The following is a 15,024-nucleotide window of genomic DNA, read 5'->3' as shown; positions in this document are numbered from 1 at the left end:
GCATGGCGACCGACCAGACCCGGACTGCGATCCTGATCGCCGCCGAGCGGCTCTATGCCGAACGCGGCTTCTCCGACGTAACCTTGCGCGACATCGTGGCGGAGGCGAACGTCAATCTCGCCGCGGTGAACTATCATTTCGGCTCCAAGGACGAGCTGATCGCCGAACTGTTCGTGACGCGCTCGATCGCGCTCAACCGCGAGCGCCTGCGCGAATTGCGTGAAGCCGAGGATGCCGGCGGCGGCCGCGCCGACATCTCCGACATCCTGCGCGCCCTCGTCGGCCCGATCCTGCGCGGCTGCCTCGGCCCTGAGAACCAGCGCTCGGCGGTGGCGCAGTTCATGATCCGCGCCTCGATCGAATCGGTGCCGCCAATTCGCCGCATCAAGACCAAGGAAATCGACCATCTGCGGAAGTTCGCAAGCGCAATGCAGCGCGCCCTGCCCGACAGCTCCGAGGTCGATCTGTTCTGGGGCCTGCATTTTGCGCTCGCCATGGCGCATCACACCATCCGCGAGAGTGAGCGCCTCACCAAGCTCTCCGACGGTCAATGCGACCTCGACGATGTCGAGGATGTGATCGCGCGGGTGGTGCGCGGCGCCGTGCTCGGCTTGACCGCGCGCGATCAGGCGGCAAAGTCGAAGGTCAAGATTGCAGCGCGCAGCCCGTAGCCGGGATCCCACCATCCACCATGGAGTCCACTCGTGACGTACCGACCGCACCTGTTACTCGCCTTCGTCGCGTCCACACTCGTGATGGTGACCGCCAGCGAGCCGGTGCTGGCCCGCGGCGCCGCCGCCAGCATCATGAACTCGCCGGGCTATCAGCGCCGTCTGCAGGAATCGCGGCAGCAGCTTGGCGCGCCACCGCCCGCCCGGTACGTTGTAGAGCCGCGCTATCATGCGCCACGGCACAAGGCGAGGCGGCACCGTCATCACAGCCACAATTAGGAGCAAACTTTCTCCACGGGTCGTCCCGGCGAACGCCGGGACCCATACCGCGTGATCCGTCTTGAGGCACGCGGAGAGATATCGAGAGTCAGCACGCCGGCCGGTGGTTATGGGTCCCGGCGTTCGCCGGGACGACACCGGAGAATGACGCGACTAGCGGTGCCCCTACACGACGCCCTGCTGCTTCAACGCCGCGATCTTCGCCTCGTCATAGCCCAACCCCGACAGCACGTCCTGGGTATGCTCGCCGAGCAGCGGCGGCGCGCGATATTCGGTGATCGGGGTGCCCGAGAAGGTCAGCGCGTTGCGGATCAGGGACAGCTGCGGCTCGAACGGGTGCTCGACCTTCACCTCCATGCCGCGCGAGCGGACATGCGGATCGGCGAACACGTGCGCAAAATCGTTGACCGGCCCGCATGGCACGCCGGCCTTCTCCAGCTCCTCCAGCCAATGCGCCACCGAGTTCTTCAGGAACAGGCCGGCGAAGATCGCCATGATCTCCTTGCCGTTGACGACGCGGTCGTTGTTCCTGACGAATTTCGGATCGGTGGCGAGCTGGGGCGAGCCGAGCACGGCGCAGGTGCGCGCGAATTGCGCGTCGTTGCCGACCACCAGCATCAATTCGCCGTCGGTGCAGCGGAACACGCCGGCCGGCATGCCGCCATTGCCCCAGGTGCCGCGGCGCGGCGGCGACTTGCCGTTGACCAGGAAGATCTGGGCGTAGTGCGACAGCGACGCGATCACGGTGTCGAACAGGCAGACGTCGATGTGCTGGCCGCCGCCGCCATTGACGTCGCGGTGATACAGCGCCGAAAGGATGCCGATCGAGGTGTTCATGCCGGTCATGTAGTCGACGATCGAGGGACCGACCTTCATCGGCCCCGCCCCCGGTTCGCCGTCCATGTGGCCGGTCACGCTCATCAGCCCGCCCATGGCCTGGAAGATCGCATCATAGCCGGCGCGCGGTGAATACGGCCCGGTCTGGCCGAAGCCGGTCACCGAACAGTAGATCACGTCGGGATTGATCGCCTTGATGGCCTCGTAGTCGAGGCCGTAGCGCTTGAGATCGCCGACCTTGTAGTTCTCCATGAACACGTCGCAGTCCTTGGCGAGCGCGCGGATGATCTCCTGCCCCTCCGGCGAGGCGATGTTGACCGTGACGGACTTCTTGTTGCGGTTGGCGCAGATGTAGAAGGAATTGTTGTTGTTGGCCTTGCCGTCGGGGTCCCTGAGGTAGGGCGGACCGAACGCGCGCGCGTCGTCGCCGGTGCCGGGCCGCTCGATCTTGATCACCTCGGCGCCGAGATCGGCCAGCATCTGCGCGGACAGCGGTCCGGCCAGAACGCGGGTCAGATCGAGAATCTTGATGCCAGAAAGCGGCAGGGCCGACATGGAGTTCCTCCGGGAGTTCTTATTCCTTGGCGCGGACATGCCCTGGCGAGGGCCCCGCCCGTCACCCGCCGATACACCATTTCGCGACTCGGAGCACTGCGCTGGCGGCATGCCGCCTTGCCCGGCACAGGACGTCACCCCGAGCACCGCGCCCGGGCGACCCAAATCCTGGGCGGTGGAAACTCGTCGCCGCTCCAAGACGGCCGCTCCGGCGCGGACATTGCCGGATTCGCGACGGCCGGCCACTTTCTTGCTTCATTTTGTGTGCGACCGGAGTCCAGACACATCCGGACACAGGGAACAAGGAGCCGTTAAGCGTTACAGCCACAGCTGGAGGCAGGTTTGATGTCTTACCCTCTGGAGCACGCCATGACGTCGATCTCTGCCTCCTCGATGAGCGGCTTTTCCCCGCTCGACCTGCTCAAGCAGGAGCTCACCAAGGAAGTCTCGGCCGGCAAGGTCAGCTCGACCGACCAGACCGCCTTGTCGTCGGCGCTCGACGACATCGATTCCGCGTTGAAGAGCGGCAGCAGCAGCTCGTCCTCGTCATCGACCTCCAGCACACCGCCCTCGCCCAAGGAGATGCAGTCGAAGATCGACGATCTCATCCAGAGCGAGGTCGACAGCGGCAAGCTGACGTCGGACCAGGCAAGCGAGCTGAAGAACGTGTTCGCCAACGCCTTCTCCGGCGGCGCGGGTGGTGCCGGTGGCCCGCCACCCGGTCCGCCGCCGAGCGACGACAGCAGCAGCGACACCACCTCAAGCACCTCGTCCTCGTCGTCGTCATCGTCCCAGGTCGAGGAGCTCCTGAAGAAGCTGCTCGAGGCGCTGCAGAGCTCGAACAGCAGCACGACCTCGTCCTACGGCGCCAGCGGCACCAGTTCGTCGAGCTCGACCAGCAAGTCGCTGGTGGTAGACTTCTCGGCGTGACCGAACGAAGACGCGCCGCGTAGTCCGCACGGTCTCGTGGCGCACCGTCTTCCCATCCTGGTCATTGCGAGGCAGCCGGGTTCTCCCAGCCAGCGCGTGAGCCCCGCATGTCGCTACGCTCATGCGGGCTACGGGGCTTCACTCCGGCGCGTTGAATGTCCGCGCAAAATACACCGGCGCGGCCGCCGCCTTCAGGCGGTAGAGCTGGGCCGGCCGGTTCGGTCCCTTGCGCATCTTGGCGACCGGCTCGATCAGGTCGGCCGAGAGCATGCGGGTGCGGAAGGCGCTCTTCTCCAGCGGACGATCGAGCACGATCTCGTAGGTCCGCTGCAGCTCGGGCAGAGTGAACTCCTCCGGCATCAGATAGGCCGGCAGCGAGGTGTACTCGACCTTGTTGCGCAGCCGCCGCACGGCGGCCTGCAGGATCTCGGCATGATCGAAGGCGAGCTTCGGCTTCACGCTCATGCCCGCGAGCGGAAACCATTGCGCATCGGCCGCGAGCGCGGCCTCCGCTGCTGACGCCGGGATCAGCGCGAAATAGGCGTGCGTCGCCGACCAGCCGCGCGGGTCACGGTGCGCGCTGCCCCAGCTGCCGAGCTGCTCCAGATAGGGACTGACGACGCCGGTCTTCTCGGCGAGCTTGCGCCGCGCGCAGGCTTCGAGATCGGCGTCCTTGGCCACGTCGACGAAGCCGCCTGGCAATGCAAAGGCGTCCGGGAACGGCTCCCCCTCGCCCTGGCCACGCCGCACCAGCAGCACGTGCAGCGCCTCCAGCCGGATCGTGAAGATGACGATGTCCACCGTCGTTAGCGGCCGCGGAAAATCCAGTCCGCCTGCTCTCGCGGCCGCTCCGCCGCCCTGCCCCTGCCGTGCTGCCATACCGCCCGCCCCCGAATTCGTCCCTTGACACTAGCATACTTAGTTGTACTGTCCAACTTACTAAGTTGGCGTGACACACTTACGCCAGTCAACGTCAGGAGGCCGCCATGTTCGGCTTACGCTTCATCAAGGCCCAACCCACCACCTATCTCCTCAAGTACCGCGCCGGCAGCGTGGTCGAGGAAGGCGCCGGGCTCTCCACCTTCTATTATGGGCCCGCGACCTCGCTGGTCGCGATCCCGATCGGCAGCCGCGATGCCGCCTTCATCTTCCAGCAGATCGCCCGCGACTTTCAGACGCTGACGATCCAGGGCCAGGTGACCTACCGCATCGGCGAGCCGAGGAAGGCGGCCGCGATGCTGAACTTCACGCTCAAGCGCGACGGCAAGACCTACGAGTCCGATGACCCGGAGGAGCTGCCGCAGCGCGTGCTCGGCGCGGTCGAGGTGCTGGCGCAGCAGGCGGTCAAGGACATGACCCTGAAGGAAGCGCTGCGCGCCTCCGACCGCATCGCCGAGGCGATCGCGGCCGGATTGAAGCGCCGCGCCGACATCGATGCGCTGGGCCTGGACATCCTCGGCGTCGCCGTGCGCGCGGTGAAGCCGACGCCGGAGACCGCCAAGGCGCTGGAGGCCGAAGCGCGCGAGGCGATCCTGAAGACCGCTGACGAAGCCATCTTCGCGCGGCGCAATTTCGCCGTCGAGCGCGAGCGGGCGATCCGCGAGAGCGAGCTCGACACGGAGATCGCGGTCGAGCAGAAGAAGCGCTCGATCCGCGAGACGCAGATGGATGCCGAGGCCAGCGTCGCCGCAAAAAAGAACGAGCTGCGCGAGGCCGGCATGGTCGCCGATATCGGGCTCGAGGCCAAGCGCAAGGATTTCGTGTCGCTGAATGCGGCGAACACCCGCACTTTGGCGGATGCCGAAGCCTATCGCGTCGGCGCGCTGATGAAGATCTTCGAGGGCGTCGACACCCGCGTGATCCAGGCGCTGGCCGCGACCGGCATGCAGCCGGGCCAGTTGATCGCGCAGGCGTTCTCGGGCCTCGCCGAAAAGGCCGAGAAGATCGGGCAGCTCAACGTCTCGCCGGAGCTGCTGAACAGCCTGATGCAGAAGCCCGCGGAGGCGCCCCGTGTCCGGCAATGACCGCAAGGTGGTCTTGGTCGTCAGGAGAACGCGGCTCGAGGAGCTGATCGCAAGGTTCCTCACCGCGGACCAGGCCCGCTTCTATGTCGAGCATCTCGGCGCCGATTTCTCCGACTACGAGCGCGAGCACGCGGCCTATCAGGCCGCGCGCGCCACGGCGACGCAGACGCTGGAGCGCTGGGGCCGCTACCAGATCGTCGACCGCGGCTTCCTGCCGAACTTCATCTTCGGCCCCGCCGACATCGTCGCGGCGCTCGGCCCCGACGGGCTCGTCGCCAACACCATGAAATATCTCGACGGCCAGCCGCTGCTCGGACTGAACCCCGACGCTCAGCGCCATGACGGCGTGCTGCTGCCGTTCGCGCCGACCGATCTCGCGAGCCTGCTGCCCGAGGTCGCCGCCGACAAGCGCGCCGCCAAGGCCGTGACCATGGCGCGCGCGAGTCTCGCCGACGGCCAGGTGCTCCATGCGGTCAACGACCTCTTCATCGGCGCGCGTACCCACGTTTCCGCCCGCTATGAGATCGCAACGCGCGACGGTCGGGAACGGCAGTCGTCGAGCGGACTGATCGTCGCCACCGGGCTCGGCTCGACCGCCTGGTTCAAGAGCATCGTCACCGGCGCGCTGGCCATAGCCGGCCGTTACGGCGGCCACGGCGACGGCGACTACACCGCCCTGCCCTGGGACGCCCGGAGCTTGCGCTTCGCCGTGCGCGAGCCGTTTCCGAGCAGGACGTCGCAGACCTCCCTGGTCTGCGGCGGGCTGAACGGTGCCGAAACCTTGCGCCTGCGCTCGCTGATGCCCGAGAACGGCGTGATCTTCTCCGACGGCATCGAGGCGGACAATCTCGATTTCAATGCCGGAACGGAAGCGGTGATCGGGATTGCGGAGCGGCAGGGACGGCTGATCGTGTGAACCGATACCGAACGCCGCTGCAGTTCGCTGCTGGATGGTGGGCACGCCGCCGCCTTCCGCGGCCGCTTTGCCCACCCTACGATCCTCATTTCCTCGCGAACACGAGCACGCCGTTCGCCGGGATCGTCACATCAGCCGAGCTCGGCTGGCCGTGCAGCGGCGGGCCGCCGGCGGTGACGGAGCCATTGTTGCCCACCACGCCCGGGTTGACCCAGTTGTCATAGACGTCGGTGTTGAACACCTCGAGCCACGTACCGCCTGCCGGAAAACCGATGGCGTAGTCGCGCCATGGCGTCTCGCTCAGGCTCACGATGACCATCACGTCGTCACCCTGGCCGTCCCAGCGGTGGAAGGCAAGCACGCGGTTGCCGTCATGGACGTGGACGATGGCGCAGCCCTCCGCGGTCAGCGCCGGATGGGTGCGGCGGATCGCGATCAGCTCTGACGTGAAGCGCATCGCATCCGCGGTGATCTTGTCCTCGCCGTCGAGCAGCGACCACTGGATCGTGGTGTCCAGGCTCGGCGTGTCGCTCCATGGTCTGTCCTCGAACAGTTCCTGGCCCATGAACAGCATCGGGATGCCCGGCGCGGTCAGCAACAGGCCGGTGGCGACGCGGCTGCGGCTGCGCGCATACCAGCAGCGACTGTCGACGGGATCAGCGAGGCGCGGAATGCGCGGCTCGCGGCCGGCATAGACAATGTCGTGGTTCTCGATCGAGTTGACCGCGCGCCAGCGCTTGTCGAGGCTGAGATCGGCGATCGCCGCGGCGATCGGCTGCATCGGGACGACAGCGCCCGCGCCGCCGGCCGCGCTCGCGATGGCGCCGCGCACCGACAACCGCAGGCCGTCGCTCCAGGTCGCGTCGAAGCCGGCGCCGCCCTGCGCGATGTCCCTCACCACCCACGGGTTGACAGGCCAGTATTCGGCGATCTGGATCGCATCCGGCTTCTCGGCGCGCAGCGCCTCGGTGAGCTGCTGGCAGGTCGCCCAGCCGCCGAAGCGGTCCATCACGCTGACCTCGTCGAAGCGCAGGCCGTCGGCGTGATACTCGCGATACAGCATGATGGCATTGTCGACGAGGTATTGCCGCACGTCGGCGTTCCAATAGGCAAACACCTGGCCGCCGGCCCAGCCCTGGTCGGTGAAATACAGGCTGCGGTTGGGATCGCCATAGGCCTGGCGGTCGAAGAACCAGATGCTGTTCTCGTCGAACCCGCCGCCGGCGTGGTTGTAGACGACGTCGAACAGCACGGCGATGCCATGGACATGGCAGACATCGATCAGCGCGCGCAGCTGGTCGTCGCAATGACGCACCGCGCCGATATCGGCGTAAGGCGCGGCGCCGGCAGCCGTCAGGATTTCGTTGGTCCGTGCGAAATAGGCGGCGAGATGCGCCTCTTCGTGCTCGCCATATTCGGTTTCCGGGCTGAACAGGTCGGTGCCGTTGTAGCCCATGCTGAACATGGTCGGGAATTCCTGCACCGGCAGCAGCTCGATGGCGTTGACGCCGAGCTTCGCCAGATGCGGCACGCGCTCGATGACGTCGAAGAAGCAGCCGTCGGGATTGCCCGCCTTCATGTCGAAGGTGCCGACATGGAGCTGATAGATCACGAGCTCGTTGTTGGGCGGCGGCGTGAAGTCGGTGTCGTGCCAGGGAAACGCGCCGGGATTGCGCAGCACCGAATGCGCCTGCGGAAACGGCGGATCGACGGTGAGCAGCCGCGCATGCGGATCGCGCTTGTAGCCGGACGAGCCCTCACCCTCGACGAAATACATGTAGGCGTCGCCGTCCTTGAGCGACGGCACGAAGATCGCCCAATGGCCGTTGCCGATCGGCGCGAGACGGCAGTTCGCATCCTGCGCCCAGTCGTTGAACGGGCCGGAGACGTAGACCGCCTTGGCATGCGGCGCGAACACGCGGAACGTGGCGCCGCCGGTCACCGGGGTGCCACCCATCGGAGCCTGGAGAAGATGCATCTGCCTGAGCGATATCCGTAGGCCTTCGGGAAACGGCGGCAGCGTAACAGGTTCGAGCAGCATATCCACGGCCGGCCCTCCGCTCAGAACAGCCGCGCGCCGTTCGGCACGGCCTTGTCGGGCTGGAACAGCACGACGTTGCCCTGCTCATCGGGAAAGCCGAGCGTCAGGACCTCGGACATGAACTTGCCGATCTGACGCGGCGGGAAGTTGACGACCCCGGCGACCTGGCGGCCGACCAGGGTGGCCGGATCATACAGCGCCGCGATCTGCGCGCTGGAGCGCTTCGTGCCGATACCGGGCCCGAAATCGATCGTCAGCTTCAGCGACGGCTTCTTCGCCTCCGGATAGGGCTCGGCCGCGACGATGGTGCCGACGCGGATGTCGACGGCCAGGAACTGGTCAAAGCCGATCCCTGCTGCCGCCGGTGCTGTCGGATCGTGGGAGAGATGCATGGCGGCCTCATCAAACGCGGGACCGCGCGGGAAGGCTTGCGATCCCGACGCGGTTTGGGCCGGAATCTTTAATGGCCATACGGGCTCCTGACAATGCACCCGCCCGGCGACGGCACGGCATATGGACGATTGGCTGCATTGGTGTGGCGGGCCGGTCGCAGGCTGAGAAGCCTCCAATCTCTGGCGAGCAAGCGGGGTACCGGCTTTCTGCATCGCCGAGCGGAGGTCCGTGAATCGCCATGGCGTGCTGCTACCCGCCACATCGTCGCATGCGCGCGTTTCCCCGTCCTGCAGCATGCCCGCCGCCGAGCGCAATGACCCTGACACGTCACCTGTAATGTCGCAGTTCGTTCGCTTTTGCCTCCAGACGCAGCACGGAGGCTTAGCCTGTCCGCGAATAGCGGACATCGTCAGCACCCGTCGCCAGGCACAACCTGCCTGCCGCGCGTTGCTGCCTCACTGCTCTTGCGCTCTTGGGATGGTCCTGGCCGGCGCTTCTGACAGGCGAGCTAGGCGGCGCGCCGCCCGCGCGACAGAGTTTCGGATGGAAGCTCACCGAACATGTCGCGATAGTCTCTTGCGAAGTGTCCGAGATTTCCGAAGCCGCAATCGAAGGCGACTGCAGAGACGGAGGTACGCTGATTGGGCCCCTCGAGCATCTGCTTTGCCTGTCGCAATCGCACCGTTTTCGCAAACGCCATCGGCGAATATCCGCGGCTCTTCTTGAACGCAGCATAGAGCGCGCGGACGCTGACGCCTGTCTGCGAAGCCAGCCCCTCGATCGTGATGGCGCGGTCCCAAGAGGCCTCGATATATTCCTCGGCCAGCCGAACGATCCGCGGCACGACGTCCTTTTCGGCTCTCTCCAACAGCTCGCTGAAATTGTGGCGGTGAGCCGACAGGAAGGAAACGATGAGAGCCTGCTCCAGTTCGACGAGGACCGCGCGTGGCAGCTCTGTCGCCGTCGCATCCAACTGATGAGCGAGGAACATCGCCAGATCGCGCAGGACCAGAGCGTTCGGCTGCAACGCCGCGGCGATCGGATCAAACTTGAGAACACCGGCCGGCTTTGCACCGAGCAGCGTCGTCAGTGTCTGCTCCAACGCCCTCGCGCTTATTCGAAGAATGAGCTGCTCATAACCTGGCTCGAACACAATCCTGTTGGCTTCGCCCGGCGCAACTATGCAGGATTGCCGCTCGGTTATCGCGACCGCCGTGCGATTTAGAACGGTCAAAGCGCTGCCTTTGAGGCCGATTTGCAGGCGCGCGAAGTCGCTCTCCGGGAACTTTACGACCGACCTTCCCCCGCCATATGCACAGAAGCCAAGGCCGATATTCGCAAGCTGAAGGTAGTTTCCTACCCCCTGGAATTCATTTGCGTTGGTGACTGCGAAGCCAGTTGCCCCATAGACCGTACGCAACGCGTGCTCCATCGCCTCCGGATCGTCTGTACGAATGACGGGAGCGCGGCTCAGCAGGCTTACGGATCGGTCAAGGTTCATCCAAAGATAGTATCTCAGATTGACCGAACTCAAACCTGGGAAAAACCCGGTCAGCGGCGCGGTGTCGCAGCTCGATCTTCGTGAAGGCCGATATAGCTTTTGAGGCCGCCCCAGCGCTCTTGAGAATGGTGTCGCCGACGCGTCTGTCAGGCGAGCTAGGCGGCGCGCCGCGCGCGTGACAGAGTTTCGGATGGAAGCTCACCGAACACGTCGCGATAGTCTCTTGCGAAGTGTCCGAGATTTCCGAAACCGCAATTGAAGGCGACTGCAGAGACGGAGGTACGCTGATTTGGCCCCGAGAGCATCTGTTTTGCCCGACGCAATCGCACCGTCTTCGCAAACGCCATCGGCGAATATCCGCGGCTCTTCCTGAACGCAGCATAGAGCGCGCGGACGCTGACGCCTGTCTGCGAAGCCAGCTCCTCGATCGTGATGGCGCGGTCCCAAGAGGCCTCGATATATTCCTCGGCCAGTCGAACGATCCGCGGGGTGACATCTCTTTCGCCTCTCTTCAACAGCTCGCTGAAATTGTGGCGGTGAGCCGACAGGAAGGAAACGATGAGAGCCTGCTCCAGTTCGACGAGCACCGTGCGTGGCAGCTCTGTCGCCGCCGCATCCAACTGATTAGCGAGGAACATCGCCAGATCGCGCAAGACCAGAGCGTTCGGCTGAACCGCTGCGGCAATGGGATCAAACTTGAGAACACCGGCTGGCTTTGCACCGAGCAGCATCGTCAATGTCTGCTCCAACGCCCTCGCGCTTATTCGAAGAATGAGCTGCTCATAACCTGGCTCGAACATAATCTTGTTGGCTTCGCCCGGCGCAACTATGCAGGACTGCCGCTCGTTTATTGCGATCGCCGTGCGATTTAGAACGGTCAAAGCGCTGCCTTTGAGGCCGATTTGCAGGCGCGCGAAGTCGCTCTCCGGGAACTCGACGAGCGACCTTGCCCCGCTATATGCACAAAAGCCGAGACCGATGCTCCCGAGCTGAAGATAGTTGCCAACCCCCTGGAATTCATCTGCGTTGGTGACTGCGAATCCGGTTGCCCCGTAGACCGTCCGCAACGCGTGCTCCATCGCCTCCGGATCGTCTGTACGAATGACAGGAGCGCGGCTCAGCGGGCTCACGGATCGCTCCAAGTCCATCGAAGGATCAGTCCTCGCTTATAAGGCTCGTGTCAAAATACTGGAGCGCAAGTCTTCCGGACTGATCCAAGTCAACATCGGAAAAGCTCCCGTCGGGCGGCCGGCGGCCGGGCGCAACAGTTCGATCACGTCCCCGATTTATCGCATGTTATTTTGAAGGCGGTAATTGGCTAATGATGCAGCAAATCCTGAGCGATGTTTGCAGAGTTTGGACTTGAGAATGACTTCAGAATCGCCGCGCGACGCGCTTCAATCTCGTTGAGAGGGGCAAGGCGGCCGTCTCTCCAGAATGCGGCGGCAAGCGAGGAGGCGAACGTGGCGGCAAAGGCCGAGCAGAACTCCACCATGAAGTCAAAGCTCGCTGCGCGCATCCTGGCAGCGGCAGCCAAGGGTGCACGTGACCCGAACAAGCTGAGAACCGCGGCACTTTTGGGAGACGATGATGTTCGGAACACTGACACACTTCCCATGGGACACAGTCCTCATGATTGGCTCTCAAGCTCAAGCCGGTCTCGCTCGCCACCTGCTCGACGGCTTTGAGGCGCAATGGGATCAGCAGAGCAAGACAAGCGCCACCCAACCGTCGACGCTGGGCGCTTGAGATACCCGATCTTGCGAAGCAGGTCACCGAGACGATGGACTTATGACTTCGTCACAACGCGAACCTGGCAACGTCCACACGCCTGTCGATATGAGTCGGTATGGAGTGAGTTCTGTCATGCTTATCAAGACGGTCACGTTGCATTCTATCACTTATCTTGTAGGCATTACCAGTTCAGTGGCAGTACACCATGCCATCCCCTCGCCGGGCACAGCGACCATCTTCCAATCTGGCACCACTGCAATACGTTATCAGCAGATCGCCAATCGCTCGACCAAAGGCGATAAGTTGCCGATCTGGCAAGCAACGCGTCAACTCAACAACAAAGCACCCGTACAGAGGCCAGCATACACCGTGCCAATTTCCAAATTCGGAAACGACTGTAAACCGCCAATTGATGTCCCTGGCCGCTGCTTTGCAGACGCCGGAGGGTACCGCAAGGTTGCGTCGTCCGCTCCCGCCCCAATTCGCGGCATACCGATTGCATCGAACCAAATCGGTCCTGCCGCGGCGGATCTGGTGTAGTCGTGGTGCAAAGATGACCAATATTCGAGGCGGCGACCTGTCCAATCCTGCAGTATTGAAATCGCTAAGTAGAATCCGCACAGCAAAGCTGCGCCTCGATCGGCCGACGTCGTGCCAGTCCCTAGAGGCCGACCTGTTGTCGCAGATCGCGCTTTGCGACGTTCTGTTGGACGAGATTCAATCGGTCGCTTGCAGCCTAAAGCTGGCGAGAGCCGTACCCGGTGAGCCGATGCCTGGTCGCAACCGGGCGCGGCTGCGATACCGTTCCTCAAAACATGATGGGCAGCGACGGCGCGCGGCGCAGCGATGTTGCGTGCCATCGAAGTTTCGTTCAGTCGCCAGGTAGCGCGGATGGGCGCAGCGACATCCCGGTTCACCGACACGACACGTGAGGCCCCGCACGTCGGCTGGCGCCGACGTGTCCCACGCGCCGGCTGTCGCTCATGCGGGCTACGCGCCGCACCGAGATCCGCATGAGAAACGCACCGTCTCTCCTCCGTGATTGGCGCGGCGGTCGCGCATCAAGCTGTCATTGCACCTGCTTAGTGAGCACGCCGCCGCCTTCGGCGGCCGCTTTGCCAATCCTGCGCAAGGACGTAACTACACATTCTCCAAATGGCACGCCACCCACTGGTCCTCGCCTTTCAGCCGCAGCTCGGGAGCCTCTACGCGGCAGCGGTCGAAGGCCAGGGGGCAGCGGGTGTTGAAGCGGCAGCCTTTGGGCGGGTTGACCGGGCTCGGAACGTCGCCCTTGAGGATGATCGGTGTGCGCTCGGCGCCGGGTTCGGGAATGGGCACGGCTGACAGCAGCGCCTTGGTGTAGGGATGACCCGGTGTGGCAAAGATCTGCCGCCTTGGCGCCATCTCGACGATCTTGCCGAGATACATCACCGCCACGCGGTGCGTCATGTGCTCGACGATCGCGAGGTCGTGGCTGATGAACAGCAGCGCCAGGCCGAACTCGCGCTGCAGATCCTGCAGCAGGTTGACGATCTGCGCCTTGACGGAGACGTCGAGCGCGGACACCGCCTCGTCGCAGACGATGAGATCGGGCTTGGCGGCGAGCGCCCGTGCAATGCCGATGCGCTGGCGCTGGCCGCCGGAGAATTCGTGCGGCCGGCGGTTGAGCGCGTCGCGCGGCAGCCGGACGATCTCCATCAGCTCGGCGATGCGCGCGTCGCGCTCCGCGGCGGTCTTCGCGAGGCCGAAATTGTTGATCGGCTCCGCCAGGATGTCGCGGATCCGCATCCGCGGATTGAGGCTGGAGAACGGATCCTGGAACACGACCTGGACGCGGCGGCGCATCTCGCGCAGGCTGCCCGGGGGAAGATCGTCGATGCGCTGGCCGTCAAGCACGATCTGGCCGGCGGTGACGTCGAACAGCCGCAGGATGGCGCGGCCGACCGTCGACTTGCCGCAGCCGGATTCGCCGACCAGGGAGAGCGTCTCGCCGCGCGCGATCTCGAATGACACGCCGTCGACCGCATGCACCTTGCTCTTGCTGCGGCCGAACAGCCCGCCGGAGATCGGGAAGTGCTTCTTGAGGTCGTTGACCTGGAGCAGCGGCATGGTCATGCGGCAGCCTGCTCCTTGGCGGCGAAATGACAGGCGGCGATGTGGTGCGCGGCCTTCTGCTCCAGCCCCGGCGCATATTGACGGCACAGGTCGGTCGCGAGCGCGCAGCGGCCGGCGAACACGCAGCCTTCGATGCGCTGCTTCAAATCCGGCACTTGGCCAGGAATCTCGGCGAGGCGTTTCGTCTCGCCCGACAGCGACGAGCCGAGCTTGGGCAGCGCGCCGAGCAGGCCCTGCGTGTAGGGGTGGCGGGGGGTGCGGAACAGCTCCTTCACCGGCGCCTCCTCGACCTTGCGCCCGGCATACATCACCATCACGCGCTCGGCGACCTCGGCGACGACGCCGAGATCATGGGTGATCAGGATGATGGCTGCGCCGACGCGCTGCTTCAGCTCCAGCATCAGCTTGAGGATCTGCGCCTGGATGGTGACGTCGAGCGCGGTGGTCGGCTCATCCGCGATCAGGAGCTTTGGATTGCAGGCCAGCGCCATCGCGATCATCACGCGCTGGCGCATGCCGCCGGAGAGTTGATGCGGATATTCGCGCACGCGCCGTGCCGGCTCAGGGATTCCGACCAGCGTCAGCATCTCCACCGCGCGCGCCTCGGCCTGCGCCTGGTCGAGCCCCTGGTGCAGCCGCAGAGTCTCGCCGATCTGGCGGCCGACGGTCAGCACCGGGTTGAGGCTGGTCATCGGCTCCTGGAAGATCATCGAGATGTCGTTGCCGCGGAGTGCGCGCATCTCGCGATCGCTAAGCGTCAGGATGTCCCGGCCCTCGAGCTTGATCGAGCCCGCGATCTTGCCCGGCGGCTCAGGAATCAGGCGCATCATCGACATCGAGGTCACCGACTTGCCGCAGCCGGACTCGCCGACGATGGCGAGCGTCTCGCCGGGGTTGACGTGGAAGGAGACGCCGTCGACGGCGCGGTTGATGCCGGTGGGGGTACGGAAATGCACCTGGAGATTCTCGACCTCGAGCAGCGGCATTAGGGGTGCTCCCACTCGAAATGTGCGTTGTCACGGATGGCC

15 protein-coding genes are annotated in these 15,024 nt (G+C 64.7%); 6 read left to right on the top strand and 9 right to left on the bottom strand.

The window, feature by feature from the left end; translation table 11 throughout:
* The first annotated feature begins 2 nt into the window (after nucleotides 1-2).
* Nucleotides 3-671 (top strand): TetR/AcrR family transcriptional regulator, encoded by a 669-nt coding sequence (locus QX128_RS14030; protein ID WP_315800991.1) that lies wholly within the window; start codon nucleotides 3-5, stop codon nucleotides 669-671.
* Between the two features lie 33 nt (nucleotides 672-704).
* The gene (locus tag QX128_RS14025; RefSeq protein WP_316237722.1) at nucleotides 705-950 is read left to right on the top strand and encodes a hypothetical protein; all 246 of its coding nucleotides are present in this window, start codon (nucleotides 705-707) and stop codon (nucleotides 948-950) included.
* A 165-nt stretch (nucleotides 951-1,115) separates the two neighbouring features.
* Here the strand turns inward: QX128_RS14025 and QX128_RS14020 are convergent, their stop codons facing one another.
* On the bottom strand, nucleotides 1,116-2,342 hold the full coding sequence (locus QX128_RS14020) for a CaiB/BaiF CoA-transferase family protein (protein WP_315800993.1): 1,227 nt from the start codon (nucleotides 2,340-2,342) through the stop codon (nucleotides 1,116-1,118).
* A gap of 369 nt (nucleotides 2,343-2,711) precedes the next feature.
* On the opposite strand from QX128_RS14020, the gene QX128_RS14015 reads away from it, so the two are divergent.
* Entirely contained in the window at nucleotides 2,712-3,272 is a 561-nt protein-coding gene (locus tag QX128_RS14015; RefSeq protein ID WP_316237721.1) for a hypothetical protein, read from the top strand.
* A 138-nt stretch (nucleotides 3,273-3,410) separates the two neighbouring features.
* On the opposite strand, the gene QX128_RS14010 is transcribed toward QX128_RS14015, so the two are convergent.
* Nucleotides 3,411-4,151: an NUDIX hydrolase gene (locus tag QX128_RS14010; protein WP_316237720.1), complete on the bottom strand. Its 741-nt coding sequence runs from the start codon at nucleotides 4,149-4,151 to the stop codon at nucleotides 3,411-3,413.
* A 107-nt stretch (nucleotides 4,152-4,258) separates the two neighbouring features.
* Here QX128_RS14010 and QX128_RS14005 point away from each other — a divergent pair, with 107 nt between their 5' ends.
* Nucleotides 4,259-5,296 (top strand): SPFH domain-containing protein, encoded by a 1,038-nt coding sequence (locus tag QX128_RS14005; RefSeq protein ID WP_315800996.1) that lies wholly within the window; start codon nucleotides 4,259-4,261, stop codon nucleotides 5,294-5,296.
* The gene (locus tag QX128_RS14000; protein ID WP_315800997.1) at nucleotides 5,283-6,212 is read left to right on the top strand and encodes a sugar kinase; all 930 of its coding nucleotides are present in this window, start codon (nucleotides 5,283-5,285) and stop codon (nucleotides 6,210-6,212) included. The genes QX128_RS14005 and QX128_RS14000 overlap by 14 nt, the downstream gene beginning before the upstream one ends.
* 85 nt (nucleotides 6,213-6,297) lie before the next feature.
* Here the strand turns inward: QX128_RS14000 and QX128_RS13995 are convergent, their stop codons facing one another.
* The 5 genes from QX128_RS13995 to QX128_RS13975 form a co-directional block, all read right to left on the bottom strand.
* Nucleotides 6,298-8,253, bottom strand: a complete 1,956-nt coding sequence (locus QX128_RS13995) for an alpha amylase C-terminal domain-containing protein (protein WP_316237812.1) — start codon at nucleotides 8,251-8,253, stop codon at nucleotides 6,298-6,300.
* A gap of 20 nt (nucleotides 8,254-8,273) precedes the next feature.
* Nucleotides 8,274-8,645: a tRNA-binding protein gene (locus QX128_RS13990; protein ID WP_315800998.1), complete on the bottom strand. Its 372-nt coding sequence runs from the start codon at nucleotides 8,643-8,645 to the stop codon at nucleotides 8,274-8,276.
* 509 nt (nucleotides 8,646-9,154) lie between these two features.
* A complete protein-coding gene (locus tag QX128_RS13985) occupies nucleotides 9,155-10,147 on the bottom strand; it encodes an AraC family transcriptional regulator (protein WP_316237719.1) in 993 nt (330 codons plus the stop codon).
* Between the two features lie 155 nt (nucleotides 10,148-10,302).
* Nucleotides 10,303-11,277, bottom strand: coding sequence for an AraC family transcriptional regulator (locus QX128_RS13980; RefSeq protein ID WP_316237718.1), 975 nt, complete (start codon nucleotides 11,275-11,277; stop codon nucleotides 10,303-10,305).
* A gap of 188 nt (nucleotides 11,278-11,465) precedes the next feature.
* Nucleotides 11,466-11,684: a hypothetical protein gene (locus tag QX128_RS13975; protein WP_315801001.1), complete on the bottom strand. Its 219-nt coding sequence runs from the start codon at nucleotides 11,682-11,684 to the stop codon at nucleotides 11,466-11,468.
* Between the two features lie 329 nt (nucleotides 11,685-12,013).
* Here QX128_RS13975 and QX128_RS13970 point away from each other — a divergent pair, with 329 nt between their 5' ends.
* On the top strand, nucleotides 12,014-12,421 hold the full coding sequence (locus QX128_RS13970; protein WP_315801002.1) for a hypothetical protein: 408 nt from the start codon (nucleotides 12,014-12,016) through the stop codon (nucleotides 12,419-12,421).
* A gap of 600 nt (nucleotides 12,422-13,021) precedes the next feature.
* On the opposite strand, the gene QX128_RS13965 is transcribed toward QX128_RS13970, so the two are convergent.
* Nucleotides 13,022-13,996 carry an oligopeptide/dipeptide ABC transporter ATP-binding protein gene (locus QX128_RS13965; RefSeq protein ID WP_316237717.1) on the bottom strand — a complete coding sequence of 325 codons (975 nt, stop codon included), beginning with the start codon at nucleotides 13,994-13,996 and terminating at the stop codon, nucleotides 13,022-13,024.
* Nucleotides 13,993-14,982: an ABC transporter ATP-binding protein gene (locus tag QX128_RS13960; RefSeq protein ID WP_316237716.1), complete on the bottom strand. Its 990-nt coding sequence runs from the start codon at nucleotides 14,980-14,982 to the stop codon at nucleotides 13,993-13,995. Before QX128_RS13960 ends, QX128_RS13965 begins: the two co-directional genes overlap by 4 nt.
* Nucleotides 14,983-15,024 lie beyond the last annotated feature (42 nt).

The organism is Bradyrhizobium sp. SZCCHNR1015, from assembly GCF_032489875.1.
In the GTDB taxonomy this organism is placed as follows: domain Bacteria; phylum Pseudomonadota; class Alphaproteobacteria; order Rhizobiales; family Xanthobacteraceae; genus Bradyrhizobium.
The sequence above is the reverse complement of the archived record's forward strand: the minus strand, read 5'-3'. Positions and strand labels throughout refer to the sequence as shown.